This window comes from Acinetobacter sp. D009 (assembly GCF_038562025.1).
In the GTDB taxonomy this organism is placed as follows: domain Bacteria; phylum Pseudomonadota; class Gammaproteobacteria; order Pseudomonadales; family Moraxellaceae; genus Acinetobacter; species Acinetobacter pittii.
In genome coordinates this window covers 3,637,041-3,660,123 of sequence record NZ_CP151886.1, presented here as the reverse complement: position 1 = coordinate 3,660,123, position 23,083 = coordinate 3,637,041, and the positions used below count along the sequence as shown (strand labels likewise).

Annotated in this window: 26 protein-coding genes; 15 read left to right on the top strand and 11 right to left on the bottom strand. The window is 40.5% G+C overall.

Going from position 1 to position 23,083, the window contains the following annotated elements; all coding sequences use genetic code 11:
- Positions 1-9 precede the first annotated feature (9 nt).
- Complete coding sequence (locus AAC388_RS17480; protein WP_002114135.1) at positions 10-1,707, top strand: NAD-dependent malic enzyme; 1,698 nt, start codon at positions 10-12, stop codon at positions 1,705-1,707.
- A gap of 42 nt (positions 1,708-1,749) precedes the next feature.
- On the opposite strand, the gene AAC388_RS17475 is transcribed toward AAC388_RS17480, so the two are convergent.
- A complete protein-coding gene (locus tag AAC388_RS17475) occupies positions 1,750-2,670 on the bottom strand; it encodes a Dyp-type peroxidase (RefSeq protein WP_039766224.1) in 921 nt (306 codons plus the stop codon).
- 158 nt (positions 2,671-2,828) lie between these two features.
- On the opposite strand from AAC388_RS17475, the gene AAC388_RS17470 reads away from it, so the two are divergent.
- Positions 2,829-3,455 (top strand): LysE family transporter, encoded by a 627-nt coding sequence (locus AAC388_RS17470; protein WP_002114069.1) that lies wholly within the window; start codon positions 2,829-2,831, stop codon positions 3,453-3,455.
- A gap of 1 nt (position 3,456) precedes the next feature.
- Here AAC388_RS17470 and znuB read toward each other — a convergent pair whose 3' ends face one another.
- From znuB to AAC388_RS17455, 3 genes are read right to left on the bottom strand one after another with little or no spacing between them, the layout of a single operon-like run.
- Positions 3,457-4,266, bottom strand: coding sequence for a zinc ABC transporter permease subunit ZnuB (gene znuB, locus AAC388_RS17465; RefSeq protein ID WP_017401863.1), 810 nt, complete (start codon positions 4,264-4,266; stop codon positions 3,457-3,459).
- Between the two features lie 3 nt (positions 4,267-4,269).
- Entirely contained in the window at positions 4,270-5,058 is a 789-nt protein-coding gene (znuC, locus tag AAC388_RS17460) for a zinc ABC transporter ATP-binding protein ZnuC (RefSeq protein WP_320539514.1), read from the bottom strand.
- Entirely contained in the window at positions 5,031-5,528 is a 498-nt protein-coding gene (locus AAC388_RS17455) for a transcriptional repressor (RefSeq protein WP_002114130.1), read from the bottom strand. Before AAC388_RS17455 ends, znuC begins: the two co-directional genes overlap by 28 nt.
- 127 nt (positions 5,529-5,655) lie before the next feature.
- Here AAC388_RS17455 and AAC388_RS17450 point away from each other — a divergent pair, with 127 nt between their 5' ends.
- From AAC388_RS17450 to AAC388_RS17405, 10 genes are all read left to right on the top strand, one after another.
- Positions 5,656-6,495 carry a zinc ABC transporter substrate-binding protein gene (locus tag AAC388_RS17450; protein WP_002114115.1) on the top strand — a complete coding sequence of 280 codons (840 nt, stop codon included), beginning with the start codon at positions 5,656-5,658 and terminating at the stop codon, positions 6,493-6,495.
- 170 nt (positions 6,496-6,665) lie between these two features.
- A complete protein-coding gene (locus AAC388_RS17445) occupies positions 6,666-7,064 on the top strand; it encodes an ATP synthase subunit I (protein ID WP_005072004.1) in 399 nt (132 codons plus the stop codon).
- 104 nt (positions 7,065-7,168) lie between these two features.
- Positions 7,169-8,044, top strand: coding sequence for a F0F1 ATP synthase subunit A (gene atpB / locus AAC388_RS17440; RefSeq protein WP_002114072.1), 876 nt, complete (start codon positions 7,169-7,171; stop codon positions 8,042-8,044).
- An 84-nt stretch (positions 8,045-8,128) separates the two neighbouring features.
- Complete coding sequence (atpE, locus tag AAC388_RS17435; RefSeq protein WP_000424060.1) at positions 8,129-8,374, top strand: F0F1 ATP synthase subunit C; 246 nt, start codon at positions 8,129-8,131, stop codon at positions 8,372-8,374.
- A 38-nt stretch (positions 8,375-8,412) separates the two neighbouring features.
- Positions 8,413-8,883: a F0F1 ATP synthase subunit B gene (locus tag AAC388_RS17430; RefSeq protein WP_001024691.1), complete on the top strand. Its 471-nt coding sequence runs from the start codon at positions 8,413-8,415 to the stop codon at positions 8,881-8,883.
- A 12-nt stretch (positions 8,884-8,895) separates the two neighbouring features.
- Complete coding sequence (locus tag AAC388_RS17425; protein WP_002114070.1) at positions 8,896-9,432, top strand: F0F1 ATP synthase subunit delta; 537 nt, start codon at positions 8,896-8,898, stop codon at positions 9,430-9,432.
- Positions 9,433-9,478: 46 nt separating this feature from the next.
- Entirely contained in the window at positions 9,479-11,023 is a 1,545-nt protein-coding gene (gene atpA, locus AAC388_RS17420) for a F0F1 ATP synthase subunit alpha (RefSeq protein ID WP_002114049.1), read from the top strand.
- Positions 11,024-11,100: 77 nt separating this feature from the next.
- On the top strand, positions 11,101-11,970 hold the full coding sequence (atpG, locus tag AAC388_RS17415; RefSeq protein ID WP_002114131.1) for a F0F1 ATP synthase subunit gamma: 870 nt from the start codon (positions 11,101-11,103) through the stop codon (positions 11,968-11,970).
- Positions 11,971-12,000: 30 nt separating this feature from the next.
- Positions 12,001-13,395: a F0F1 ATP synthase subunit beta gene (gene atpD, locus AAC388_RS17410; protein WP_002114045.1), complete on the top strand. Its 1,395-nt coding sequence runs from the start codon at positions 12,001-12,003 to the stop codon at positions 13,393-13,395.
- A gap of 17 nt (positions 13,396-13,412) precedes the next feature.
- Positions 13,413-13,832, top strand: coding sequence for a F0F1 ATP synthase subunit epsilon (locus tag AAC388_RS17405; RefSeq protein WP_002114076.1), 420 nt, complete (start codon positions 13,413-13,415; stop codon positions 13,830-13,832).
- A gap of 58 nt (positions 13,833-13,890) precedes the next feature.
- Here AAC388_RS17405 and AAC388_RS17400 read toward each other — a convergent pair whose 3' ends face one another.
- The 4 genes from AAC388_RS17400 to AAC388_RS17385 form a co-directional block, all read right to left on the bottom strand.
- Positions 13,891-14,487, bottom strand: coding sequence for a hypothetical protein (locus AAC388_RS17400; RefSeq protein WP_078221356.1), 597 nt, complete (start codon positions 14,485-14,487; stop codon positions 13,891-13,893).
- Positions 14,488-14,628: 141 nt separating this feature from the next.
- Positions 14,629-15,174 (bottom strand): glutathione peroxidase, encoded by a 546-nt coding sequence (locus AAC388_RS17395; RefSeq protein ID WP_005072014.1) that lies wholly within the window; start codon positions 15,172-15,174, stop codon positions 14,629-14,631.
- Positions 15,175-15,294: 120 nt separating this feature from the next.
- Entirely contained in the window at positions 15,295-16,059 is a 765-nt protein-coding gene (locus AAC388_RS17390) for a helix-turn-helix transcriptional regulator (protein WP_017387374.1), read from the bottom strand.
- Positions 16,060-16,080: 21 nt separating this feature from the next.
- Complete coding sequence (locus tag AAC388_RS17385) at positions 16,081-17,295, bottom strand: MFS transporter (protein WP_320539511.1); 1,215 nt, start codon at positions 17,293-17,295, stop codon at positions 16,081-16,083.
- 135 nt (positions 17,296-17,430) lie between these two features.
- Here AAC388_RS17385 and AAC388_RS17380 point away from each other — a divergent pair, with 135 nt between their 5' ends.
- A complete protein-coding gene (locus AAC388_RS17380; RefSeq protein ID WP_079380979.1) occupies positions 17,431-18,084 on the top strand; it encodes a TetR/AcrR family transcriptional regulator in 654 nt (217 codons plus the stop codon).
- 103 nt (positions 18,085-18,187) lie between these two features.
- Entirely contained in the window at positions 18,188-19,108 is a 921-nt protein-coding gene (locus tag AAC388_RS17375; protein ID WP_079380978.1) for a DMT family transporter, read from the top strand.
- Positions 19,109-19,500: 392 nt separating this feature from the next.
- Here the strand turns inward: AAC388_RS17375 and AAC388_RS17370 are convergent, their stop codons facing one another.
- The 3 genes from AAC388_RS17370 to AAC388_RS17360 are packed head-to-tail and all read right to left on the bottom strand — an operon-like array spanning position 19,501 to position 22,430.
- Positions 19,501-20,070: a Sua5/YciO/YrdC/YwlC family protein gene (locus AAC388_RS17370; RefSeq protein ID WP_086398782.1), complete on the bottom strand. Its 570-nt coding sequence runs from the start codon at positions 20,068-20,070 to the stop codon at positions 19,501-19,503.
- Between the two features lie 51 nt (positions 20,071-20,121).
- A complete protein-coding gene (dprA, locus tag AAC388_RS17365) occupies positions 20,122-21,255 on the bottom strand; it encodes a DNA-processing protein DprA (RefSeq protein ID WP_342370986.1) in 1,134 nt (377 codons plus the stop codon).
- 20 nt (positions 21,256-21,275) lie between these two features.
- Positions 21,276-22,430, bottom strand: a complete 1,155-nt coding sequence (locus AAC388_RS17360) for a LysM peptidoglycan-binding domain-containing protein (protein WP_342370985.1) — start codon at positions 22,428-22,430, stop codon at positions 21,276-21,278.
- Between the two features lie 122 nt (positions 22,431-22,552).
- Here AAC388_RS17360 and def point away from each other — a divergent pair, with 122 nt between their 5' ends.
- Positions 22,553-23,083: a peptide deformylase gene (gene def, locus AAC388_RS17355; protein ID WP_002114101.1), complete on the top strand. Its 531-nt coding sequence runs from the start codon at positions 22,553-22,555 to the stop codon at positions 23,081-23,083.

Genomic DNA, 23,083 nt, shown 5'->3' with positions numbered 1-23,083 from the left:
AGATAGGCAATGATATCAGGACACCCAAGTAAACATCCCCTTTATATTCCATATGCAGGTTTTACACTTTTAGAGTTACCACTCTTAAATAAAGGTTCGGCTTTCACTGAAGAAGAAAGAAGTAACTTTAACTTACACGGTTTACTCCCCCATATTATTGAAACTATTGAAGAGCAGAGCCAGCGCTCTTATCAGCAATATTGCGCTTTTACTGATGATATCAATCGACATATCTATTTGCGTAATATCCAAGATACCAACGAAACCTTGTTCTATCATCTAATCGAAAATCATCTTGAAGAAATGATGCCGATTATTTATACCCCAACAGTGGGTGAAGCATGTCAGCGTTTCTCCGATATCTATCGTCGTCATCGTGGTGTTTTTATTTCATATCCAGATCGTGATGTGATTGATGATATTTTGCAGAACGTAAATAAAAATAATGTAAAAGTGATCGTGATTACTGATGGTGAACGTATCCTAGGTCTTGGTGACCAAGGTATTGGCGGAATGGGAATTCCTATTGGAAAACTTTCGCTTTACACCGCTTGTGGTGGGATTAGTCCAGCTTATACATTACCAATCACAATTGATGTAGGGACGAACAATCCACAACTGTTAAATGATCCGATCTATATGGGTTGGCGTCAGCCACGTATTAGTGGTGATGAATATTATGCATTTGTCGATATGGTGATTGAAGCTGTAAAGCGTCGTTGGCCAAAAGCATTAATTCAGTTTGAAGATTTTGCACAAAAAAATGCGATGCCACTTTTAGAAAAATATCGCGATAAGATTTGTTGTTTTAACGATGATATTCAAGGAACAGCAGCGGTATCTGTAGGTAGTTTGATTGCTGCAAGTCGTGCAGCAGGCAAGCAATTAAAAGATCAAACAATTGCTTTCTTAGGCGCGGGCTCTGCGGGATGCGGTATTGCAGAGCAAATTGTTGCGCAAATGGTTGCTGAAGGTCTGACTGATTCTGAAGCACGTGCACGCGTTTATATGGTTGATCGTTTTGGCTTGATTACCGAAAATCAGCCAAACTTATTGGACTTCCAACGCAAATTGGCGCAAAAAGCTGAGGTGGTTGATCAATGGGGCAATATTGAAGAAGTGATTTCACTCCTTGATGTTGTTAAAAATGCTAAGCCTACAGTATTAATTGGCGTTTCTGGTCAACCGGGTCTGTTCACCGAAGAGATTATTAAGACCATGGCGGCGAATTGTGAGCGCCCAATTGTTATGCCATTGTCTAACCCAACTTCACGTGTTGAAGCTGTGCCAGCAGATATTGTAGAGTGGACTGAAGGTAGAGCGTTAATTGCAACAGGTAGCCCGTTTGCTCCTGTGAATCATCACGGCAAGCTTTATAATATTTCTCAGTGTAATAACTCGTACATTTTCCCGGGCATTGGGCTGGGTGTGGTAGCATCGGGTGCTAAACGCGTTACTGAAAATATGTTAATGGCTTCAAGTAGTGCTTTAGCGAATTGCTCACCTCTACTAAAAGATCCGCAAGCTGATTTATTACCACCTTTAGGGGAAATTCAGCAAGTTTCTAAGGTTATTGCGTTTGAAGTTGCCAAAGCTGCTATGGCAGATGGCGTGGCTGTAACGATTAGTGATGACTTACTACAGCAAAAAATTGATCAATCATTCTGGAAACCTGAATACCGCAAATATAAACGTATTCCTTTCTAAGGTTGAGAACATAAAAAGAGGAGCTTAAGCTCCTCTTTTTATTTAACCTTCTAAAACTTCTTCTAGCAATTCTTCACTAGGTGCAAAGTAATATGCGCCGTCTAGTGGTGTAACGAAATGCAATAAACGATCATGAATACCATCTCCACTTGTGCCGAACATACGCTTTAACATGGCATCAATAATGCTGAGATCTTTTGTGTAAGCAATGAAAAATAAGCCCTGATCGCCTCGACCATCACCATAAGGAAGGCTATGACGTAAGATTTCCATTTCTTCGCCTTCCTCATCTTCAACGACAGTACGGGCAACATGGGCATTTTCTGGTTTAACGTCATCATCAAGTTCAATTGACTCAAGCTTAGTACGACCCATGACATTTTCTTGAGCATCAACTTTTAGTTTTTTCCATTTTTCTAAGTCGTGTGCATAGCGCTGTGCAAATATGAAACTACCATCTGCAAATACTCCAGCACTTTCTGGGAGTAGGGCTGTTTCCGCGCGGTCATCTGGAAATTGAGGGTTTTCAGTACCATCTATAAAGCCAGTAATATCGCGACCATCGAAATAACGGAAGCAAACACGCTCATCAAGAACTTCAACTTTATCTTTAATACCTTCAAAAAATGCTTGGCTTAATGCAAAACAAATATCAGAACGCATACTAGCAATATGGATGAGGACATCAGCGGGAACGGCTGGCATGTTGAATGCGCCGTTTTCTGGTTCAAGTTGTTTAAAGCCAGCAGGAGATTGACTGTAAAGTTGCTTCCAAAGTTCTGGACCAAAAGCGACTGCTGTTTTAATTTGCGCGTCTGAATGCTGAGTAATGAGACGGTCGCGTGTTTCAAACAACGCTTCGAGTTGTTCTTTTAATTCATCAATTGATAAGTCTTTTAAACGAAGAACAATAAATCGGGCATGATCTGATGGCAACGGCAAAATGACAGATTGAGCAGTCATTGGAAGGTATCTCCTCAATTATAATTTAGTATGAGCTTTAATTATTGTGCCTGATGCGAAGAGCGGTTAGTAGTCTATTTCTTGATTTTATTGTTTGAATTCTCATCAATATAGTTTTATAAAACAGTATAATTCCACTTTTATTGTCTATTTTTACTATGTCTTTGCAAGTTTGGTTTGCCTATATGTTGGCCTGTTGGGTCATTAGTATCTCTCCGGGTGCGGGAGCTATTGCCTCAATGTCGAGTGGTCTAAACTATGGATTTAGACATGGTTATTGGAATGCAATCGGTTTGCAAGTTGCCTTGGTGCTTCAAATTATGGTGGTGGCAGCAGGTGTTGGGGTCTTATTTGCCACAACTCCTTTAGCTTTTCAGGCCGTTAAGTGGTTTGGCGTAGCTTATTTATTGTATTTGGCCTATTTGCAGTGGACAGCACCTGTAAAAGATATAGAAATTCAACAAGAAAAAAGAGATAAGTCTGCTTTAGCTCTGCTATTAAATGGTTTTGTGGTTAATATTAGCAATCCTAAAGCGATCGTATTTTTATTGGCGGTTTTACCGCAGTTCTTAGATTTAAGTAAGCCTCAATGGATACAGTACCTAATTATGGCGGCCACTATGATTACGATCGATTTGATTGTAATGGCTGGATATACGGGGCTGGCATCCAAGGTTTTAAGATTACTTCGATCCCCTAGACAGCAAAAATATTTAAATCGGGGCTTTGCTGTGATGTTTAGCTGTGCGGCTTTATTATTGAGCACAGTTCATCAGGCGGCCTAGTTTAGGACGCCTGTGTCTGATTTTTTAGTTTTTGAGTTATAAAAATAACGGCAAAACTTAATGCCATACATAAAACAATACTAAGACCTGTAGAGATATTAAGTGCTGCACTTGACCATAAGCCGACACTAACACCAAGCTGGGCTAACACGAATGCCCAAATAACCATTTGCTTTGGTGAATTTGCCAATAGACGAGCGCTTAAAGCTGGTATTACTAGTAATGCACCCATTAGCAAAGAACCTACAGCACGCAAAGCTAAAACTGTAAATAAAGCTAATAACAGCATAAAAATAAGGCGTTGCCAGTTTGCATTCACCCCTTCACTAATTGCGATATCCGGATCAATTGCAAACTGTATTTGTGGCTGCCAAAAGCGGTAAAGAATTGCGAGTGATATTGCAATAATTAAAGTGAAAACAGGAAGATCTGGCCAATCAATACTAAGTAAATCGCCAAACAAATAACTTAAAAGCTCGGGTCTTAAACTTGGAACATGTTGAATAAACAACAGGCCACTACAGAGTAATGTTGCTGAACATAAGGCTAGCAGAGCATCATTGGGTAAACGGTTGTCATGTAAAGCCCATAAAACGCCTACCAGTAAAACCGCTGTACCTGCAACACCAAGCCATAATGGAAGACTTAAAGCTCCCGCAATAGCAACCCCAAGTAGTGTTCCGTGCGCCATCGTGTCAGCAAAAAAAGACATGCGTCTCCAAAGCATTAAACAACCCAGAGGTGCAGTTAAAAATACTAGCAGAGATCCCATAATCCATGCGGGTAACAATAATTGTAACCATTCCATCATGGCTTAAGCTTCCGGTTCTGGGTGAATATGAGGACGGTCATTATGAGGGCAGGGGTGTGCAGCATCACCGTGAGCACAATGGTCATGATGATGTTGATAGAAAACCCTTTGAGTTCCAAATATTGCCTGATATTCAGGATGTTGTTGGATATTTTCGGGCAGCCCGCTACAGCAAATATGTTTATTTAAACACACCACACGGTGTGTTCCTTGCATCACCCATTGTAAGTCATGAGAAACAATTAAGATCGCGCAACCATATCGTTCTGGTAGGCTACGAACATAATCATAAAGTTCTGCTTCTGACTGAATATCTAGGCCTTGCATGGGTTCATCAAGAACTAAAATATCTGGCTGACGAAGCAGTGCACGAGCCAATAGTACTCTTTGGCGTTCTCCACCTGAAAGTTGTTGTACTTTTGATTGTTGTAACTTTGAAATACCTGTGTCTTGAATAATTTCCTGACGCAGGGCAGGGCTGCATTTTTCTAAATCAAGAAGGTCCTGAACACGTAAAGGAAGGCTGTGTGAAGGATTAAACTTTTGTGGCACATAAGCCATTTTAAGTTTTTTATGATTAATAACACGCCCGCTACTTGGTTGAAGAATACCGAGTAGAACTTTAATTAGTGTTGATTTGCCTGCACCATTGGGTCCAATTAAAGACACAATCTCATTTTGATGTAGGGCAAAATCAACTTTTTTTAATATATTCCGATCATCACGACGAACAGAAACCTGCTCAAGCTGAATTAATACAGGATTTAAGGAGTTGTGCGGCACTGTTGGCATTTCCCCGAAATTTCAATAATGCTGTGTTGAGCCACGAAGTCATCTGAAGCTGCAAGCTGGTCAAGCTGGTGCGTGAGGCCTTGAGAAGAAGCCTCTTTAACCATATGGCATTCGGTACAAATCAGGAATGCTGCTTGATGGCCTTCACGCGGGTGGCAGCAAGGAATATACGCATTAATAGAAGTTAGGCGGTGAATGAGGCCTTTTTCTAATAAAAAATCTAAAGTTCTATATACAGTTGGAGGCGCAGCAGGGCGATCAGTTTGACTTTTTATACGTGCCAATAAGTCATAAGCACCCATTGGACCCGAGGCATTTAAGATGAGTTCCAGAACTTCTTTGCGCAAAGGTGTAAGGCGTGCGCCAGTCGCAGAACATAAACTTTCTGCTTCAGCTAAACGACTTGCGACATTATGGTGATCATGCACACCATGCAAAGAATCATGATGTTCATGCGAGCAGGAACTCATAGGGATAACCTCGAATTTTTAACGGAATATTAGCATGAAGCGATGCTTCATTCGATTAATCTTAGGTATTTTTGTAACTTTGTTATATTATAACATGCTTCGAGCTAATTTAAATTGATGGTCTGTCATGTTCCGTTTTTTTGTTTTCAGTATGTTCTCACTTTTGAGTACGTTAGGGTGGAGTCAGGGTTTGGTGGTTTCTACACACCCGATTTATCTGATTGCAAAAGAAGTCACTCAAGGGGTTGAAGAACCACAACTCTTATTAAAGGGACAAACGGGGCATGACGTACAATTAACTCCAGCGCATCGTAAAGCAATTAATGATGCGTCTTTGGTGATTTGGTTGGGTAAAGCGCATGAAGCGCCCTTAAATAAATTATTAGGTAATAATAAGAAGGCGATTGCACTATTAGATAGTGGGATTGTTTCTGTTTTACCTCAGCGAAGTACACGCGGTGCAGCTTTACCTAATACGGTAGATACACATGTGTGGTTAGAGCCCAACAATGCAGTTCGAATTGGTTTCTTTATTGCTGCTTTGCGCTCTCAGCAACACCCTGAAAATAAGGCAAAGTATTGGAATAACGCCAATGTGTTCGCTCGTAAAATGTTCCAGGCAGCACAAGCTTACGATAGTTCAAGTAATGGCAAACCGTATTGGGCATATCATGATGCTTATCAATATTTAGAACGCTCACTAAACTTAAAGTTCGCTGGTGCTTTAACAGATGATCCTCACGTTGCACCAACAGCAGCTCAAATTAAGTATCTTAATGATAGTCGACCAAAAAATCAGATGTGTTTGTTGGCAGAGAGTTTTACCACTAAGAGTCAATATCAAAAATTAGGTAACATTACTTTTCAACCAGTAGACGAGAGCATGAATAATGAGGATGATTTCGTCACTGCATGGAAGAAACTGGCTATAAAAACAGATAAATGTGTATTAAGTACGCAAAAGTAAGATAAAAAGTAAACAAAGGCTGACTGTAGCGTCAGCACCACCTGTCATGAAAAACCCCGACTAAAGTCGGGAAAAGATTGCATGTTCAGGGGTGTAACTCTATAATGCCTGCGATTAAAAGCGATCATCAGCTAAACTTGTCAAGCATTTATGCTGTGAGTGGATAAATAATGAGCCAAACTAGTCGCTTGATTGACCGACGATTAGCAAAAGCTTTGGTCTTCTTACAAGCATGTATGATCCCTGTTTCCGCACTTGTGGCGTGGAGCATAAAAGACATGACAGCAGCATTAAGTGCGGCACTTGGTGCGTTGGTCTGCTGGCTTGCTACGGGTTATTTTTCGTGGCAATCCTTCAGAACAGCAGGTGCACGAGCATCAAAACAAGTGCTGTCTAACATGTATAGGGGCATGTTAGGCAAATTTGCAATCATGATCGTTGGATTTATTTTGATTTTGAGCAATGTTAAACCTTTATCACCGTTAGCATTGCTGTTTGGTTTTATTCTCGTTCAGGCAATGTCGTGGGTCGCTCCGTTTTGGGTGTCACGTCTACAAAAACGGGTGTAGAAACAAGAAGAATTGAAGATTTTTTGGAGGGTGGCGAGATATCGACAGTACGCCGATGTTCGTTTCCCTTCTTTTTAGTAATTGACATTGACCAGGTGTGATTTATGGCTGCTGAAGAACATGCCCTCACTTCGACAGAGTATATCAAGCATCACTTGACCAATATGACCTATGGCAAAATGCCAGACGGTACATGGAAATTGGCTGAGACTGCTGAAGAAGCTCATTCGATGGGGTTCACTGCAATTCACTTGGATTCAATGGGTTGGTCAATTGGCCTTGGTGTGATTTTCTGTTTGATGTTCTGGATCGTTGCGAAAGCTGCAAATGCAGGTGTTCCAACTAAATTCCAGTCAGCAATCGAAATGATCATTGAGTTTGTTGACTCAAGTGTCCGTGATACTTTTCATGGCAAATCACGTTTAATCGCTCCGCTCGCACTCACTATTTTCGTGTGGATTTTCCTCATGAACTTAATGGACTTGATCCCAGTTGACTGGATTCCTCAAGTTGCAGCGTTTGTAGGTGCAAACGTATTTGGTATGGACCCTCACCACGTTTACTTCAAGATCGTTCCATCTACAGATCCAAACATTACTTTAGGTATGTCTTTATCTGTATTTGTACTTATCTTGTTCTACAGCATCCGCGAAAAGGGTGTTGGTGGTTTCGTTGGCGAGTTGGCACTTAACCCATTTAACCCAAGTAATCCAGTTGCAAAAGCGTTGCTTATTCCAGTGAACTTGATTTTGGAATTGGTAACATTCCTTGCTCGTCCGATTTCATTAGCTCTCCGACTATTCGGTAACATGTATGCCGGTGAGTTGATCTTTATCCTAATTGCTTTATTGCCGTTCTGGATTCAATGGGCGTTGTCTGTGCCTTGGGCGATCTTCCACATTCTTGTAATCACGTTGCAGGCATTCATCTTTATGATGCTTACCATCGTTTACTTGAGCATGGCAAGCGAAAAACATTAATGGTATTGCCTAACTATCAAATGATGGTTGGGCTGAATTTTTTTAATTTAATTTGGTAATAACCTAACCTCTGAGGAATTTTTCATGGAACTCACTTTAGGTCTAGTTGCAATTGCATCTGCTATCTTGATCGCTTTCGGTGCTTTGGGTACTGCGATTGGTTTTGGTCTTTTGGGTGGTCGCTTTTTAGAAGCTGTTGCTCGTCAACCAGAATTGGCTCCACAACTTCAAACTCGTATGTTCTTAATCGCGGGTCTTCTTGATGCTGTGCCTATGATCGGTGTTGGTATTGGCTTGTTCTTCATCTTCGCTAATCCATTTGTAGGTTAATCATCTTAATTCCTAAATCCACTATTTGAGGAATTGCAATGAATATCAACCTCACATTGATTGGTCAAGCGATTGCGTTTGCATTCTTTGTTGCATTCTGCATGAAGTTTGTTTGGCCACCACTAATCAATGCGATTAGTGAGCGTCAGCGTAAAATCGCTGATGGCTTAAATGCAGCAGAAAAAGCGAAAGCTGACCTTGCCGATGCACAAGCGCAAGTTAAGCAAGAACTTGATGCAGCTAAAGCACAAGCGGCTCAATTGATCGAACAAGCGAACCGTCGTGCAGCGCAATTGATCGAAGAAGCTCGTACTCAAGCTGCGGCTGAAGGTGAGCGTATTCGTCAACAGGCTAAAGAAGCTGTTGATCAAGAAATCAATTCTGCTCGCGAAGAATTACGTCAACAAGTAGCTGCTTTGGCAGTAACTGGTGCAGAAAAAATCCTGAACCAGCAAGTTGATGCAGAAGCTCATAACGCCATGCTGTCTCAGCTGGCTGCTAAACTTTAAGCGAGGCGAATTATGGCTGAACTCTTGACGTTGGCACGTCCGTATGCCAAAGCAGCATTTGCTTATGCTTCTGAGCAAGGTGCAACAGACAATTGGTCGAATGCGTTACAAGTGCTCAGTGCTGCGGTGCAAGACGAAGCATTTTCCGCTTATTTAAATCGCCCTGAACTTACTCCTGCGGAGCAAGTGAAGCTTTTTGCTAAAGTTTTAGGTGAAGATCAATCTCAAGCAGTGTCTAACTTTTTGACACTTCTTGCAGATAACGATCGTTTAATGCTGTTACCTGAAATTGAAGCAGAATATGAACAGCTTAAATCACAGAATAACAACAATGTGGATGTCGTGATTGAATCGGCTTTCCCGTTAACTGCTGAACAAGAGCAACTGTTGAAATCTGCTTTAGAAAAGCGTTTTAACAGTACAGTAACTGTTTCAGTTGAAGTTAAACCTGAGCTTATTGCAGGTGTTGTAATTCGTGCAGGCGATCAAGTGATAGATGATTCTGCGCTTAACAAGCTTGAAAAAATGCGTACTCGTCTTCTTGCATAATGCAAATGATGAAGACTGAACTAATAAAAGATTGAGGAATAGCGCAATGCAACAACTGAATCCATCCGAGATCAGTGCGCTCATTAAACAGCGTATCGGAGATCTGGACACCAGCGCGACCGCTAAAAACGAAGGTACCATTGTTATGGTATCCGACGGTATCGTGCGCATTCACGGTCTTGCTGATGCAATGTACGGTGAAATGATCGAATTCGACGGCGGCTTATTTGGTATGGCACTGAACCTAGAACAGGATTCAGTGGGTGCCGTTGTTTTAGGTAACTACCTAAGCCTTCAAGAAGGTCAAAAAGCTCGTTGTACAGGTCGTGTATTAGAAGTTCCAGTTGGTCCTGAACTTCTTGGCCGTGTTGTCGATGCTTTGGGTAACCCAATTGATGGTAAAGGCCCAATTGATGCGAAATTAACTGATGCTGTTGAAAAAGTAGCACCAGGCGTAATTTGGCGTCAATCTGTAGATGAGCCTGTTCAAACTGGTTATAAATCAGTTGATACAATGATTCCTGTTGGCCGTGGCCAACGTGAGTTGATCATCGGTGACCGTCAAACTGGTAAAACAGCGATGGCGATCGATGCGATTATCGCTCAGAAAAACTCTGGCATTAAGTGTGTATACGTTGCGATTGGTCAAAAACAATCAACAATTGCAAACGTTGTACGTAAGCTAGAAGAAACTGGCGCTATGGCGTATACAACTGTTGTCGCTGCTGCGGCTGCTGATCCTGCTGCAATGCAGTACTTAGCTCCGTACTCTGGCTGTACAATGGGTGAATACTTCCGTGACCGCGGTGAAGACGCTCTTATTATTTATGATGATTTGTCTAAGCAAGCTGTTGCTTACCGTCAAATTTCATTACTTTTACGTCGTCCACCAGGTCGTGAAGCGTATCCGGGTGACGTATTCTATCTTCACTCACGTCTTCTTGAACGTGCTTCTCGTGTATCTGCTGACTACGTTGAGAAATTCACTAATGGCGCAGTAACTGGTCAAACTGGTTCTTTAACTGCATTGCCAATTATTGAAACTCAAGCAGGTGACGTATCTGCATTCGTACCAACGAACGTAATTTCGATTACTGACGGTCAGATCTTCTTAGAAACATCATTATTCAACGCAGGTATTCGTCCTGCTGTGAACGCGGGTATCTCTGTATCTCGTGTTGGTGGTTCTGCTCAAACTAAGATCATCAAAAAATTGTCTGGTGGTATCCGTACTGCTTTAGCACAATACCGTGAATTGGCTGCGTTTGCTCAGTTCGCTTCTGACCTTGACGAAGCAACTCGTAAGCAACTTGAACATGGTCAACGTGTAACTGAGTTAATGAAGCAAAAACAATATGCTCCTTACTCAATTGCTGACCAAGCTGTTTCTGTTTATGCATCTAACGAAGGCTACATGGCTGACGTAGAAGTTAAGAAAATCGTAGACTTTGATGCTGCGTTAATTTCTTACTTCCGCTCAGAATATGCTCCGTTGATGAAACAAATCGATGAAACTGGTGATTACAACAAAGACATCGAAGCAGCAATCAAAGCAGGTATTGAAAGCTTTAAAGCGACTCAAACTTACTAAGTTTAGTTTTAGTTAAGTTTGGTTCACGGATCAACCTTCGGAAGCTCGAAAGAGCTTTCGAATACTAGGTTAAGCGTATGGCAAATTTAAAAGAAATTCGCGCCAAAGTAGCTAGTATCAAGAGCACGCAAAAGATTACTCGCGCGATGCAAATGGTAGCTGCTTCTAAAATGCGTCGTGCGCAAGAGCGCATGGCTCAGGGCCGTCCGTATGCCGATAATATGCGCCGTGTAATTGCTCACTTGGTACAAGCAAACCCTGAATACAAACACCGTTATATGGTTGACCGCCCAGTTAAGCGTGTTGGCTATATCGTAGTGTCTTCAGATCGTGGTTTGGCAGGTGGCTTGAACATTAACTTGTTCAAGAAAGTTGTGCAGCATGTCAAAGCACAACAACAGCAGTCAATTGAAGTTGAATTTGCTTTAATTGGTCAAAAAGCGGTTTCGTTTTTTAAGAATTACGGCGGTAAAGTGCTCGGTGCAACTACCCAACTTGGCGATGCGCCGAGTTTGGAACAGTTAACTGGCTCAGTCCAAGTTATGCTTGATGCATTTGATAAAGGCGAATTAGATCGTATCTATCTCGTATCAAATGGCTTCGTTAATGCAATGACTCAGCAGCCTAAAGTAGAACAACTTGTTCCTTTAGCACCAGCAGAAGAAGGCGATGATCTCAACCGTACTTATGGTTGGGACTATATCTACGAACCAGAAGCAGAAGAATTGTTAAATGGTTTGTTGGTTCGCTATATCGAGTCTATGGTTTATCAAGGTGTGATTGAAAACGTTGCATGTGAGCAGTCAGCTCGTATGGTCGCGATGAAAGCAGCGACAGACAACGCAGGACAATTGATTAAAGACCTACAACTCATTTACAACAAGCTGCGTCAAGCCGCGATTACTCAGGAAATTTCCGAGATCGTTGGCGGTGCCGCTGCCGTTTAACATTATTAAGTTTGAATTGAGGAGACAGCAATGAGTAGCGGTCGTATCATTCAGATCATCGGCGCGGTTATCGACGTCGAGTTTGAGCGCAATAGCGTTCCTAAGATCTATGACGCTCTCCAAGTTGACGGTACTGAAACTACATTAGAAGTTCAGCAACAGCTTGGCGATGGTGTTGTTCGTACCATCGCAATGGGTTCTACAGAAGGTCTTAAACGTGGCCTTAATGTAACTAGCACAAATGCACCGATTTCTGTTCCAGTAGGTCCAGCTACGCTTGGTCGTATCATGGACGTTTTGGGTCGCCCAATTGATGAAGCAGGTCCTGTAGCGACTGAAGAGCGTTTGCCGATTCACCGTCAAGCCCCTTCTTATGCTGAACAAGCAGCTTCTACTGATCTTTTAGAAACTGGTATTAAAGTAATTGACTTACTTTGCCCGTTCGCAAAAGGTGGTAAAGTTGGTCTATTCGGTGGTGCTGGTGTTGGTAAAACCGTTAACATGATGGAGTTGATCAACAACATCGCGAAAGCTCACTCAGGTTTATCTGTGTTTGCTGGTGTTGGTGAGCGTACTCGTGAAGGTAACGACTTCTATCACGAAATGAAAGATTCTAACGTTCTTGACAAAGTAGCAATGGTCTACGGTCAGATGAACGAGCCACCAGGTAACCGTTTACGCGTAGCGTTAACTGGTTTGACTATGGCTGAATACTTCCGTGATCAAAAAGACGAAAATGGTAAAGGTCGTGACGTATTATTATTCGTCGACAACATCTACCGTTATACACTTGCAGGTACTGAAGTATCAGCATTGTTAGGTCGTATGCCATCTGCGGTAGGTTACCAACCTACACTTGCAGAAGAAATGGGTGTTCTTCAAGAGCGTATTACATCTACTAAATCTGGTTCGATCACATCGATCCAAGCGGTATATGTACCTGCCGATGACTTAACAGATCCATCTCCTGCAACTACATTTGCTCACTTAGATGCAACAGTAGTATTGAGCCGTGACATCGCATCTTCTGGTATCTATCCAGCGATCGATCCACTTGACTCAACTTCACGTCAGTTAGACCCATTAGTTGTTGGTCAAGAGCACTATGAAATTGCGCGTGCAGTACAAAACGTATTGCAACGTTATAAAGAGCTTAAAGACATCATCGCAATCTTGGGTATGGATGAATTAGCTGAAGAAGATAAATTGGTTGTTTACCGTGCGCGTAAAATCCAACGTTTCTTCTCTCAACCATTCCACGTAGCTGAAGTGTTTACTGGTGCTCCTGGTAAATTAGTACCACTTAAAGAAACGATTCGTGGCTTTAAAGGTCTATTAGCTGGTGAATACGATCACATCCCAGAACAAGCGTTCTATATGGTTGGTGGTATTGACGAAGTGATTGCTAAAGCTGAGAAACTCTAATTTAAGGAGATCATCTCATGGCGACTATGCAATGTGATGTCGTAAGTGTTAAAGAGTCTATTTACTCTGGCGCAGTAACGATGTTAATCGCGAAAGGTGCTGGTGGTGAGCTTGGTATTTTGCCAGGACATGCTCCACTTGTAACCTTGCTTCAACCGGGCCCGATTCGTGTTCAGTTGGAAAATGGTACAGAAGAAATCGTCTATGTATCTGGCGGTGTTTTAGAAGTTCAACCTCATGTTGTAACGGTTCTTGCAGATACTGCAATCCGTGCAGACAACTTGGATGAAGCGGCAATTTTAGAAGCACGTAAAAATGCTGAACAATTGCTTGCAAACCAAAAGAGTGATTTGGACTCAGCTGCTGCGTTGGCTGCCTTGGCAGAAACAGCTGCACAGCTTGAAACTATCCGTAAAATCAAAAACCGCGCACTATAATTGCCGGTTTGAGATTGAAAAAGCCACCGTAAGGTGGCTTTTTTTATAAGTTGTTTTTTTAAGATTCAGTTTTTGAATCTGACTTTTCATCTCCTGCCATAATCATGGCAGCAAGCTTCACCATATCCATTTGAATGGTATTAAGCTGTTTTTCAATTTGGTCAAAATTGATTTGATCTAATTTCCCATTGAGTAATGGCATGCTAAGAGCTTGTTGGTTGGCATGTAATAAACTTTGGCGAATATTCTCAATTTCCTGACTTTTAATATCTAAAGTCAAAAGTGCTTGATTTAAACCTTCTAGTTGCTGTTTTAAGGTAGTGACAGTAGTTTTTAGTTCATTCTGATTCTTATCTTGGATGGCTTGTTCAACATCAAGCTGAGTATCTTTAAGCTGTTCAACATAGTCACCAGCTTTAAGCTGTAAATTAGCAGCATCGCGGACCATATAAAAAATATTGCCACTTTTAAGTTCGGCTTTGTTGGGTGCAATTTCTGCCGCTTGTTGTTCAATGTTCTGGTCAGATGCCTGTTCAGTTATTTCAGTCTTTTCTTGTTCGGTAGCATGGTCTTGTGCCTGATCGCACCCGAGTAAAAGCATGCCTGAGGCAAAAATTACAAAAGGAAGAAATGCGCCCTGTAAAACTTTTTTCATAACTACAAACAACATCAAATAAAGCAAATAGATACTATAGGCATAAAATATGAAGAAAGATTGTATTTTTGCAAACGAACAACACTTTGAGGAGAGCATAAAAAAGAGCGTATAAAACGCCCTTTCTCACATTTTAAAATATTATTTTGCTAACTCTGCTTCAACTGCTTTAACGATTTGTTCATCGTCTGCTGTTAGGTTCGGAGCAAAGCGAGCCACGACTTCACCATTTTTATTAATTAAAAACTTTTCGAAGTTCCATAAAACTTCTGGAGCAGGGTTGGTTGGAATACCTAAGCCTTCTAAACGCTCACGGAAAGGACCTTCACCAGTACGTTCTGGTTGAGCTGCTGTCAAAGTTTGGTAAAGTGGGTGCTTATCTTCGCCGACTACAGAAACCTTAGAAAATAAAGGGAAATGAACATCATAATTTAATGAACAAAATTGCTGAATTTCTTCATCAGAACCTGGTTCTTGCTCTTTAAAGTTATTTGCTGGGAAACCTAAAATTTCAAGACCTTGGTCTTTTTTTGCTTGGTAAAGTTTTTCTAAGCCTTCGTATTGTGGAGTTAAACCACATTTAGAAGCGGTATTTACGATAAGTAGAACTTTACCTTTGTATTGTTCGAGGTCAACCGTTTCGCCTGAAATAGCTTTTACTGGAATGTGATATACAGATTGTGTCATGAGTCTTTCCTAAAGATTGTAATTGATATCAAGTAACGCATTTGTTTTAACTGCTATTGAGGGGTAGTGCAATAATATTCGTGTTCAAAAAAGAAAAAGTTTTTAAAGATAAGCTGAATTCTAGTTATTTCTGATTTGGATAGGTGTTTGCCCAGTGTAACGTTTAAAAAATTCAATAAAACTTGAGCTATGTTGATAACCTAAATCGTATGCTAAACGCTTGATAGACGTCCCTTGGCGAATCTGATGAATGGCATAAACAATTTTGGCCCGATTTCTCCATTCGGACAACGAAAGCTGAAGCTCTTGTTGACTCAAACGTAATAAGTGGCGATCACTGACCGAAAAGTTTTGTAGTAACTGCTGTAAAGACTGATCAAAAAGTAAAGGATCTGAAAGTTTTTCTAAAATAGGCAATAAAACAGGATGCCGCGTTTGCGGTAAATAATGTGAATATGCAGGAGCTTGTTTGAGTTGATCGAATAAAACTTGTAAAAGATGTTCTAAGTATTCAGGTTGTTCGGTTTTTTTTTGCTGCTCTAGAATTTGTAAAACTAAAGTGCGAAAAAAAGGCTGAATACTAAAGCATCGACAGCTATTTCCTAAAATAGAGCATAGGCGAGGGTGCAGTCGAATACAGATATAATGAATTTCATGGTCGATATGGGTTGACTGATGAACAGTTTGAGGTGGAATCCAAAGACCATAGCTAGGAGGAGAAAGATATAGCTGTTCTTCAATCTCCATTTCTAATATGCCATTTAAACTGAAATTAAAATCTCCCCAAAGAGATGCATGAGGACGAACAATATCTTCTTTTTGGTATAGAAATTCATGAACTTCTATACTGTTTAATAATGAAAATTGCTGATCCTCATTGTTCATCTATATGCTCTGACTCATATTTTAGTTTTCACAAGTAGCTTTAGGGTTATTAAGACCTTTCGCTAAGGTAAATGTACTCAGTAATGCTAGGGCAACGAAGCTTAATACACCATAAATTAAAGTATTTTCATTGAAATGATCAACTACATATCCACCTAATAATGAACCTGTCGCAATCATCACCTGAAACATACCTACAAAAAGCGGCATGCCTTTTTCAACTGCATGTGGTGCGTGGACAAACATCCAAATATTCGCTGAGGTAGGGAAGGCACCAAATGCAAATCCCCATAACGCGGTTAAGACAATAGCACCAAACTCATGAACGGCAAAAAGAGGAAATCCAAAGAATACGATTGCAAAGCATGTACCTACAAAAGCTAATGTATAACGGACATTTAGATTCCCACTATATCCGGCAAAAGCATTTCCGAAAATACCAGCAATTCCATAGAGCAATAATAATGAACTAATGGTTGTCCCATTAAAACCAGCAACATTTTTAAAGAAAGGTGCTAAATAGCTATAGGCACAAAAGTGAGCGAGTCCGATCAATAAAACAATCAACATGCCACTACGTGCTTTAGGAGTGCGTAATAGTGCTGGTAAGTCTTTCAGGTGAATTGCCGAGTCTGGAATAAGTTTAGGTAAAAAGATTAATTGTAAGATTAAAACAATTAAGCCAATGCCTGCTGTAATTCCAAAAGCACTACGCCAGCCATAAAATTCACTTAGCCAGGTTCCAATAGGCACACCTAAAACTGTAGCAAAAGTCACACCTGCCATCACGACCGCAGTTGCTTTAGCAATAGGAAGGTGTGAGGGAGCTAATTTTCCACTTAGAGCAATGGCGGTCGCCCAGAAACCACCAATTGAAATACCTAAAATTAAGCGACTTAACAATAGAACATGGAAGTTTTCAGCAAATGCGGTAATGGTATTGGCAATAACCATAATAGCTGTCAGCAAGATAAGCACATAACGCCGATCAAGTTGTTTTACTGATACAGGCAATAGAGGGGCTGCAATTGCTGCCATAATGCCGGGTACGGTAATAATCAGGCCTGCTGTACCTACAGAAATATTTAAATCTGTTGCGACACTATTTAAAACGCCAACGGGTAAAAATTCACTTGTAACTAAGGCAAATGCTGCGATAGAAACGGCCAAAATGGCAAACCAGCTTCCTTGAGTGGAGGTCGTGGGTCGCGCTTTAGAGATAGACGATTGGTCCATAGGAAATCCTTACTTGGCTAAATTTGGAGTAAAGAAAGGCAATTTATTAATTAACTAACGATCATTATGAAAATAAAATAGTTGATAAAAAATCGAACGTCAATTAATTTAATAACGATTGTTATAAAAATAGATGTGATCTTTATGACAAATAGGCATGAAACGAATTTAGCTGTTACAGAAGATACGCTGAAAAAAAAGCGTGGACGTCCTAAATGCTTTGATGAGCAAGAGGTTCTGCAAAAAGCAATGTTGCTCTTTTGGGAGCATGGCTATGAAGCAACGTCTATTAGTGATTTAACACAAGCTTTGGAAATTACGGCACCTAGCCTATATAGTGCTTTTGGTGATAAGGCAGGGCTGTTTTATAAAAGTATTGATTACTATTTGGCTCATGAAGCCTGCCCTATTGAGACCATCTTTTTAGAAGCAAAAACTGCAAAAATTGCGTTTGAGTTATATCTTTATGACAACGTAAAACGACTGGTTCAACCCAATAAACCAGCTGGTTGTATGTTGGTGGTTGCTGCCATGAATTGTTCTGATGCAACTCAAGATGTGCAGCAGAACCTATTAGACAAGCGCATAAAAACCAAAGAAAAATTATTGGAGCGTCTCAAACAAGGTGTTGAGCAGGGTGATTTGCTATCTAATGCTCCTCTACAAGAAATGACAGACTTTTATGCCACTGTCATTCAAGGCCTTACCATTCAGGCAAGAGACGGTGCCAGTACTGATCAATTACATAAAGTTGTAGAACATGCCATGAAAGCTTGGACATTATTCTAAAAAGGATAATGTCTTAAGTTCGATATCAATGTCGGAAATACGATATTTCAATTTATTAAGACATTCTTCAAAATAAAATCTCTTTTGTAGATGGTGTATTGCTATGAGTCAGGTCATGAAATATCACAAATGGGCGTTTATTTTTCCCATTTTGGCAGTATTGATTTGGTCTTTAAATATTGTAGTCACCCGCTATGTCTCGGATTATATCTCTCCGGTAAGTATTAGTTTTTATCGGTGGTTAATCGCTTTTATTATTTTGACTCCATTTATGTTTATGTCTGTGTGGAGACAAAGACGACTAGTAATACCATATTTACCTAAGCTTGCTGTGTTAAGTGCATTTGGGATGGTGCTTTATCAAGGCTTGGCTTATACAGCTGCCCATTATACCAGTGCAACCAATATGGGAATTGTGAATGCATTTATTCCTATATTCACGATCTTTGTTTCGCTTGCCATTTTAAAAGATGTGCCTAATCGCTTTGCAGTTTTTGGCAGTATTTTATCTTTCGCAGGTTTGCTATATGTCATGTCCCAAGGAAATATTAATAAGCTTTTAAGTGGTGGCGGACACCTTGGTGATGCATTGATGATTATTGCCGTATTCTTCTATGCATTTTATGGAGTATTCCTTAAAAAATGGCAGCTGCCTCTACCAATTATGACAAGCTTATATGTTCAGATTGGGTTTTCTGTCATATTTCATATTCCTTTAATTCTCTGGTTTGGACTTGATGCTTTAAATGTACAAAATGCACCAAGTGCTATTTATGCAGGAGTATTTGCTTCACTCATTGCGCCGTTAGTTTGGATGTTAGCTGTTCAACAACTCGGTCCTAATAGAACAAGTATTTTTATGAACTTGGTACCTGTCTTTACAGCAGTTATTGCAAGTGTCTGGTTGTCTGAGCAGTGGACTATTTATCACACGTTAGGTGGGATTGTTATTTTAATTGGTATCATTATGGCTCAGAAGAAGGTGAGTCCTAAAAAGAGCGAATTAATGCAAGAACAAAACTAAAGTCAGTAAAAAAACTATGGCATATTTTGAAAAAAACTCATAAAAATATGCCAATTTTTTCTTAGTTAAAGTTTTTCTATATGATTTATAAATAGTTTATAAAAATAGGTTGTAATATAAATATTAAAAAAGCCGAGTAAAAATATTAATATAATTTTAATTTATAGGCAAAAAACCGTAAATTCCCTACACTTTTCATGCTTTTTTTAGAGAAATAATATATTTCTCTCATTGAACCTCTTACCACATAATAGCGGCCACTACGAAAGGCGCTATTTTCTTTGTAAATTATCTTTCGTTCCACAGATATCCAAACCCTCTGGATGTGGTATATACCCATCCTTTTTTATGCTCAGTTATCCCTATATAACTGAGCTTTTTTTTGTTTGAAATTAGGCGCGAATAATCTCTCTGGTAAGAGCGTTAATGATTCTACTTGGCTGTTGGCTCTGGCCTAAGTCACCATTCAGATAGTTTAATTGTGAACCAAAGTATTGGCAGGCATCCTGTAATGAATGAGCAGGTTCTTGCCCGCTTGGGTTCGCACTAGTCGAGACAATAAAGCCATGAAAAGCATTGCATAATGCCACACATAAAGGATGTGTAGTGACTCGAACAGCGACAAGAGGATGCTCACCTTTAATCCATGAAGGAATATGTTCGCCAGCAGGTAATAGCCAAGTTGTTGCTCTTTCTGATGGTTGATGATTAGTCCAACAATCAATAATTTCTTGTTGGGTTGTTTGAGGTAGAGAAGTTAGCAGGTGTTCAACTTGGCTAATATGACCTGCTAATAAAATTACACCCTTTTCAATAGGCCTTTGCTTTAATTCAAGAATTTTTTGAAAAGCTTGCTTATTAAAAGGGTCGCAACCTAGCCCCCAAACTGCCTCAGTTGGATATGCCAAAACTTGACCTTGTTGTAAACATTCGGCTGCTTCGGTAACTGAGGTGGTAATCATGGTAATACTCTTCCTTTCAATCAGACAGAATTGCTATTGTGCGCTCCAATACTAAGAACGACAACGTAAATACAATCCTGATTGTTGCATACATAAACCAAGTAGTTCTAGTTCCATCAGTGAAGAGGTGAGTTCTGCAACAGGCTGAGAGTGATGTAAGACAAGCTGATCAATATTTTGTCCGACCCAGTCTAAAGATTGATAAAGGTTAATTAAATGCTCAGGAATTTCTGGGGTACTAGAAATTACAGCCTGCTCGGTGGAGTTTTGTTGCTGACTTTGCCACTGTGTGGGTAAAGCAAGGTCTTCAATAATTTGTTCAGGATGATCGACTAAAATTGCCCCCTCACGAATAAGTTGATGGCAACCTTGATGAAACTCACTGTAAATATGACCAGGAATGGCAAATACAGTCTTACCTTGTTCGGCAGCTTTGTTCGCAGTGATGAGAGAACCACTTTTTAAGGTAGCTTCTACCACTAACACACCTAAACTCAAACCGCTGACAATTCGGTTTCTACGTGGGAAATGCTGTTGTAGTGGAGGTGTCCCAGGCAAAAACTCAGTAATAATCGCGCCGTTTTGAGCCAAAATATGTTCTGCAAGTTTTTTATTTTGAGCAGGGTAGGTACTGTCTAAACCAGTTCCTGTTACTGCAATTGTACGTTGATGTGCTGATGCTCCTTGGTGAGCAGCTTCATCAATCCCATATGCCAAGCCACTACTCACATAAAAACCTTTTTCACTTAAGTAATAGGCAAAATCATAAGCAACCTGACGACCATGTGGGCTTGGTTTTCGGCTACCTACAATCGCAATTTGTGGTTGTAATAAGGCTTGTGCCTGACCTTTTCCAAAAATGATAGGTGGGTGATCTGTATAAGGTAATAACTGAGTGGGATAGCCTGAGTCATCTGCCGTTAAAATAAAGTCGGTATATAGCTGGATCTGCTCAATTAGTTTTTCAAACTGAGCTTGGCCCTGAGCGGTTTGAAATTCAGCTACACGTTTTAAATGATTAGCATGTAAGCCAAGATTGCGCCATTGAGATAATCCAACAGGTTGGACTGCCTTTTCACAGTTACCAAAATAATCGACAATTTTTTTAAAGCTGACTAAAGAGTGTTGCACCAAATACCACACTTTAAGCGTGTGGTAATGGTGTGAAGAAAGTTGAGTAAGCATTGTAAAAGGTACATCCAGCATTAATCATTAAAGCGGGGTGGCTGAATGCTTGAACCAACTTTAACTGGTAAATCGCTTTCTAATACGTAGGCATAACTCAACTGATCAAAAGTTCTAAAGACCATCAGACTACCAATTTGTTGTCCTGGTAACTGTATTGGTTCTTTGGTTTTAGGATCTCGAATGGTTTCACCTTGTTGCGTAATATCAAAAACTTGTCCTACTTGAATACCTTGTGCCGTACCGCGATCTAAAGTGACCACACTATTTTTGGCAGCAGTACCAATTGATCCCATTACACGAATAATTTTGCCGCCGTCCGTCACCTGAGTGGCATCCACCGGATAAAACAAAGTAGGTAATGTTGCTTCTTCTTCTGGCATCACCCGATCACCACGACGTACTTCAGAATTGTAGCTATCAGTTAACTCAAGCGTGGTAATGTCTTTTTCAGAAGAGATCGCAATCCCTGAGGCAACTTGTTGCAGCTCAATACCTAGACTATGCTTTTTACCTTTACTGTCTGTGAAATAATAAGGTTCGCCTTCACGATAAACTGCATAACGTTGACCATTAACTAAACCTTGTCCGCGCGCATAAATAGTCTGACCTTTTGCCGCCAGTACACGTTGATCAGCAGTACCGACTACATAAGGAGTGTGTTCAATTGCGTCGGCTGGCAAAATTGTGCTGTGTTCTAACCATTGTTTGATATGCTCAAGAGGAATAACAGGTACGTTATTGTTAAGTGACTCCATACGAACTTGAGGTTGTAAATTTGTCATTTGGCCTGTGTAACGGCGAATAATGCCGACACAGCCATCTCCCTCATCTTTTCCAACCAATGGACGGCCATCTAAACTACACAGCAGTAATCGATCACCTGGGTAAATCCAGTGTGGATTTTTGACATGCTGATTATTTGCCCAAATTTCAGGCCAGCGCCAAGGTTTACTCAGAAAGTGACCGGAAATATCCCATAGCGTATCTCCTCGTTTTACTATGTAGACATGTGGTGCATTACTTCTAAGAGAGGGTGGATTATGGTTCGGACTAGCAGCATAAGTCTCTGCTACCGTACCGAATGCAACCCCTGTAAAAAGTGCCAAAGCAAGTAAATGCTTTTTTATCCCCAAAGCATGAAATTGAACCATGCCGTCAAAAACCTTTTTCATTATGATAATTCCTAAAAATTATGCGTGCAGATGCGTTATAATAGGCGGCTAACACACAATTTTTCGATGAAGTATTTCCTTCATTTGGTTTTTCAATCAATGGCATAAGTGAGGACGTCAGTATGGCCTTATTACCTATTTTAAGTTTTCCTGATCCCCGTCTTCGTACCATTGCTAAGCCTGTTGAAGAAGTTACTGATGAAATTCGTCAACTTGCAGCAGATATGCTTGAAACCATGTATGCGGCACCAGGTATTGGTTTAGCAGCTTCTCAGGTCGATCGTCATATTCAGCTTATCGTCATAGATTTGTCTGAATCTAAAGATGACCCTATGGTTTTCATTAACCCCAAAATAACTCCACTGACAGAAGATAAGCAGCAGTACGAAGAAGGCTGCCTATCGGTGCCACAAATATACGACAAAGTTGAGCGCCCGTCACGTGTGAAAATTGAGGCAATTAACCTTGAAGGTCAAGCATTTGAGTTAGAAGCTGATGGACTTCTCGCTGTTTGTATCCAACATGAAATGGATCACTTAAATGGCAAATTGTTTGTGGATTATTTGTCGCCACTTAAACGTCAGCGTGCTCGAGAAAAAGTCGAAAAAGTTGTTCGTCAACGTGAGCGTGAAAAAGTTGCAGTAAAACGTTAA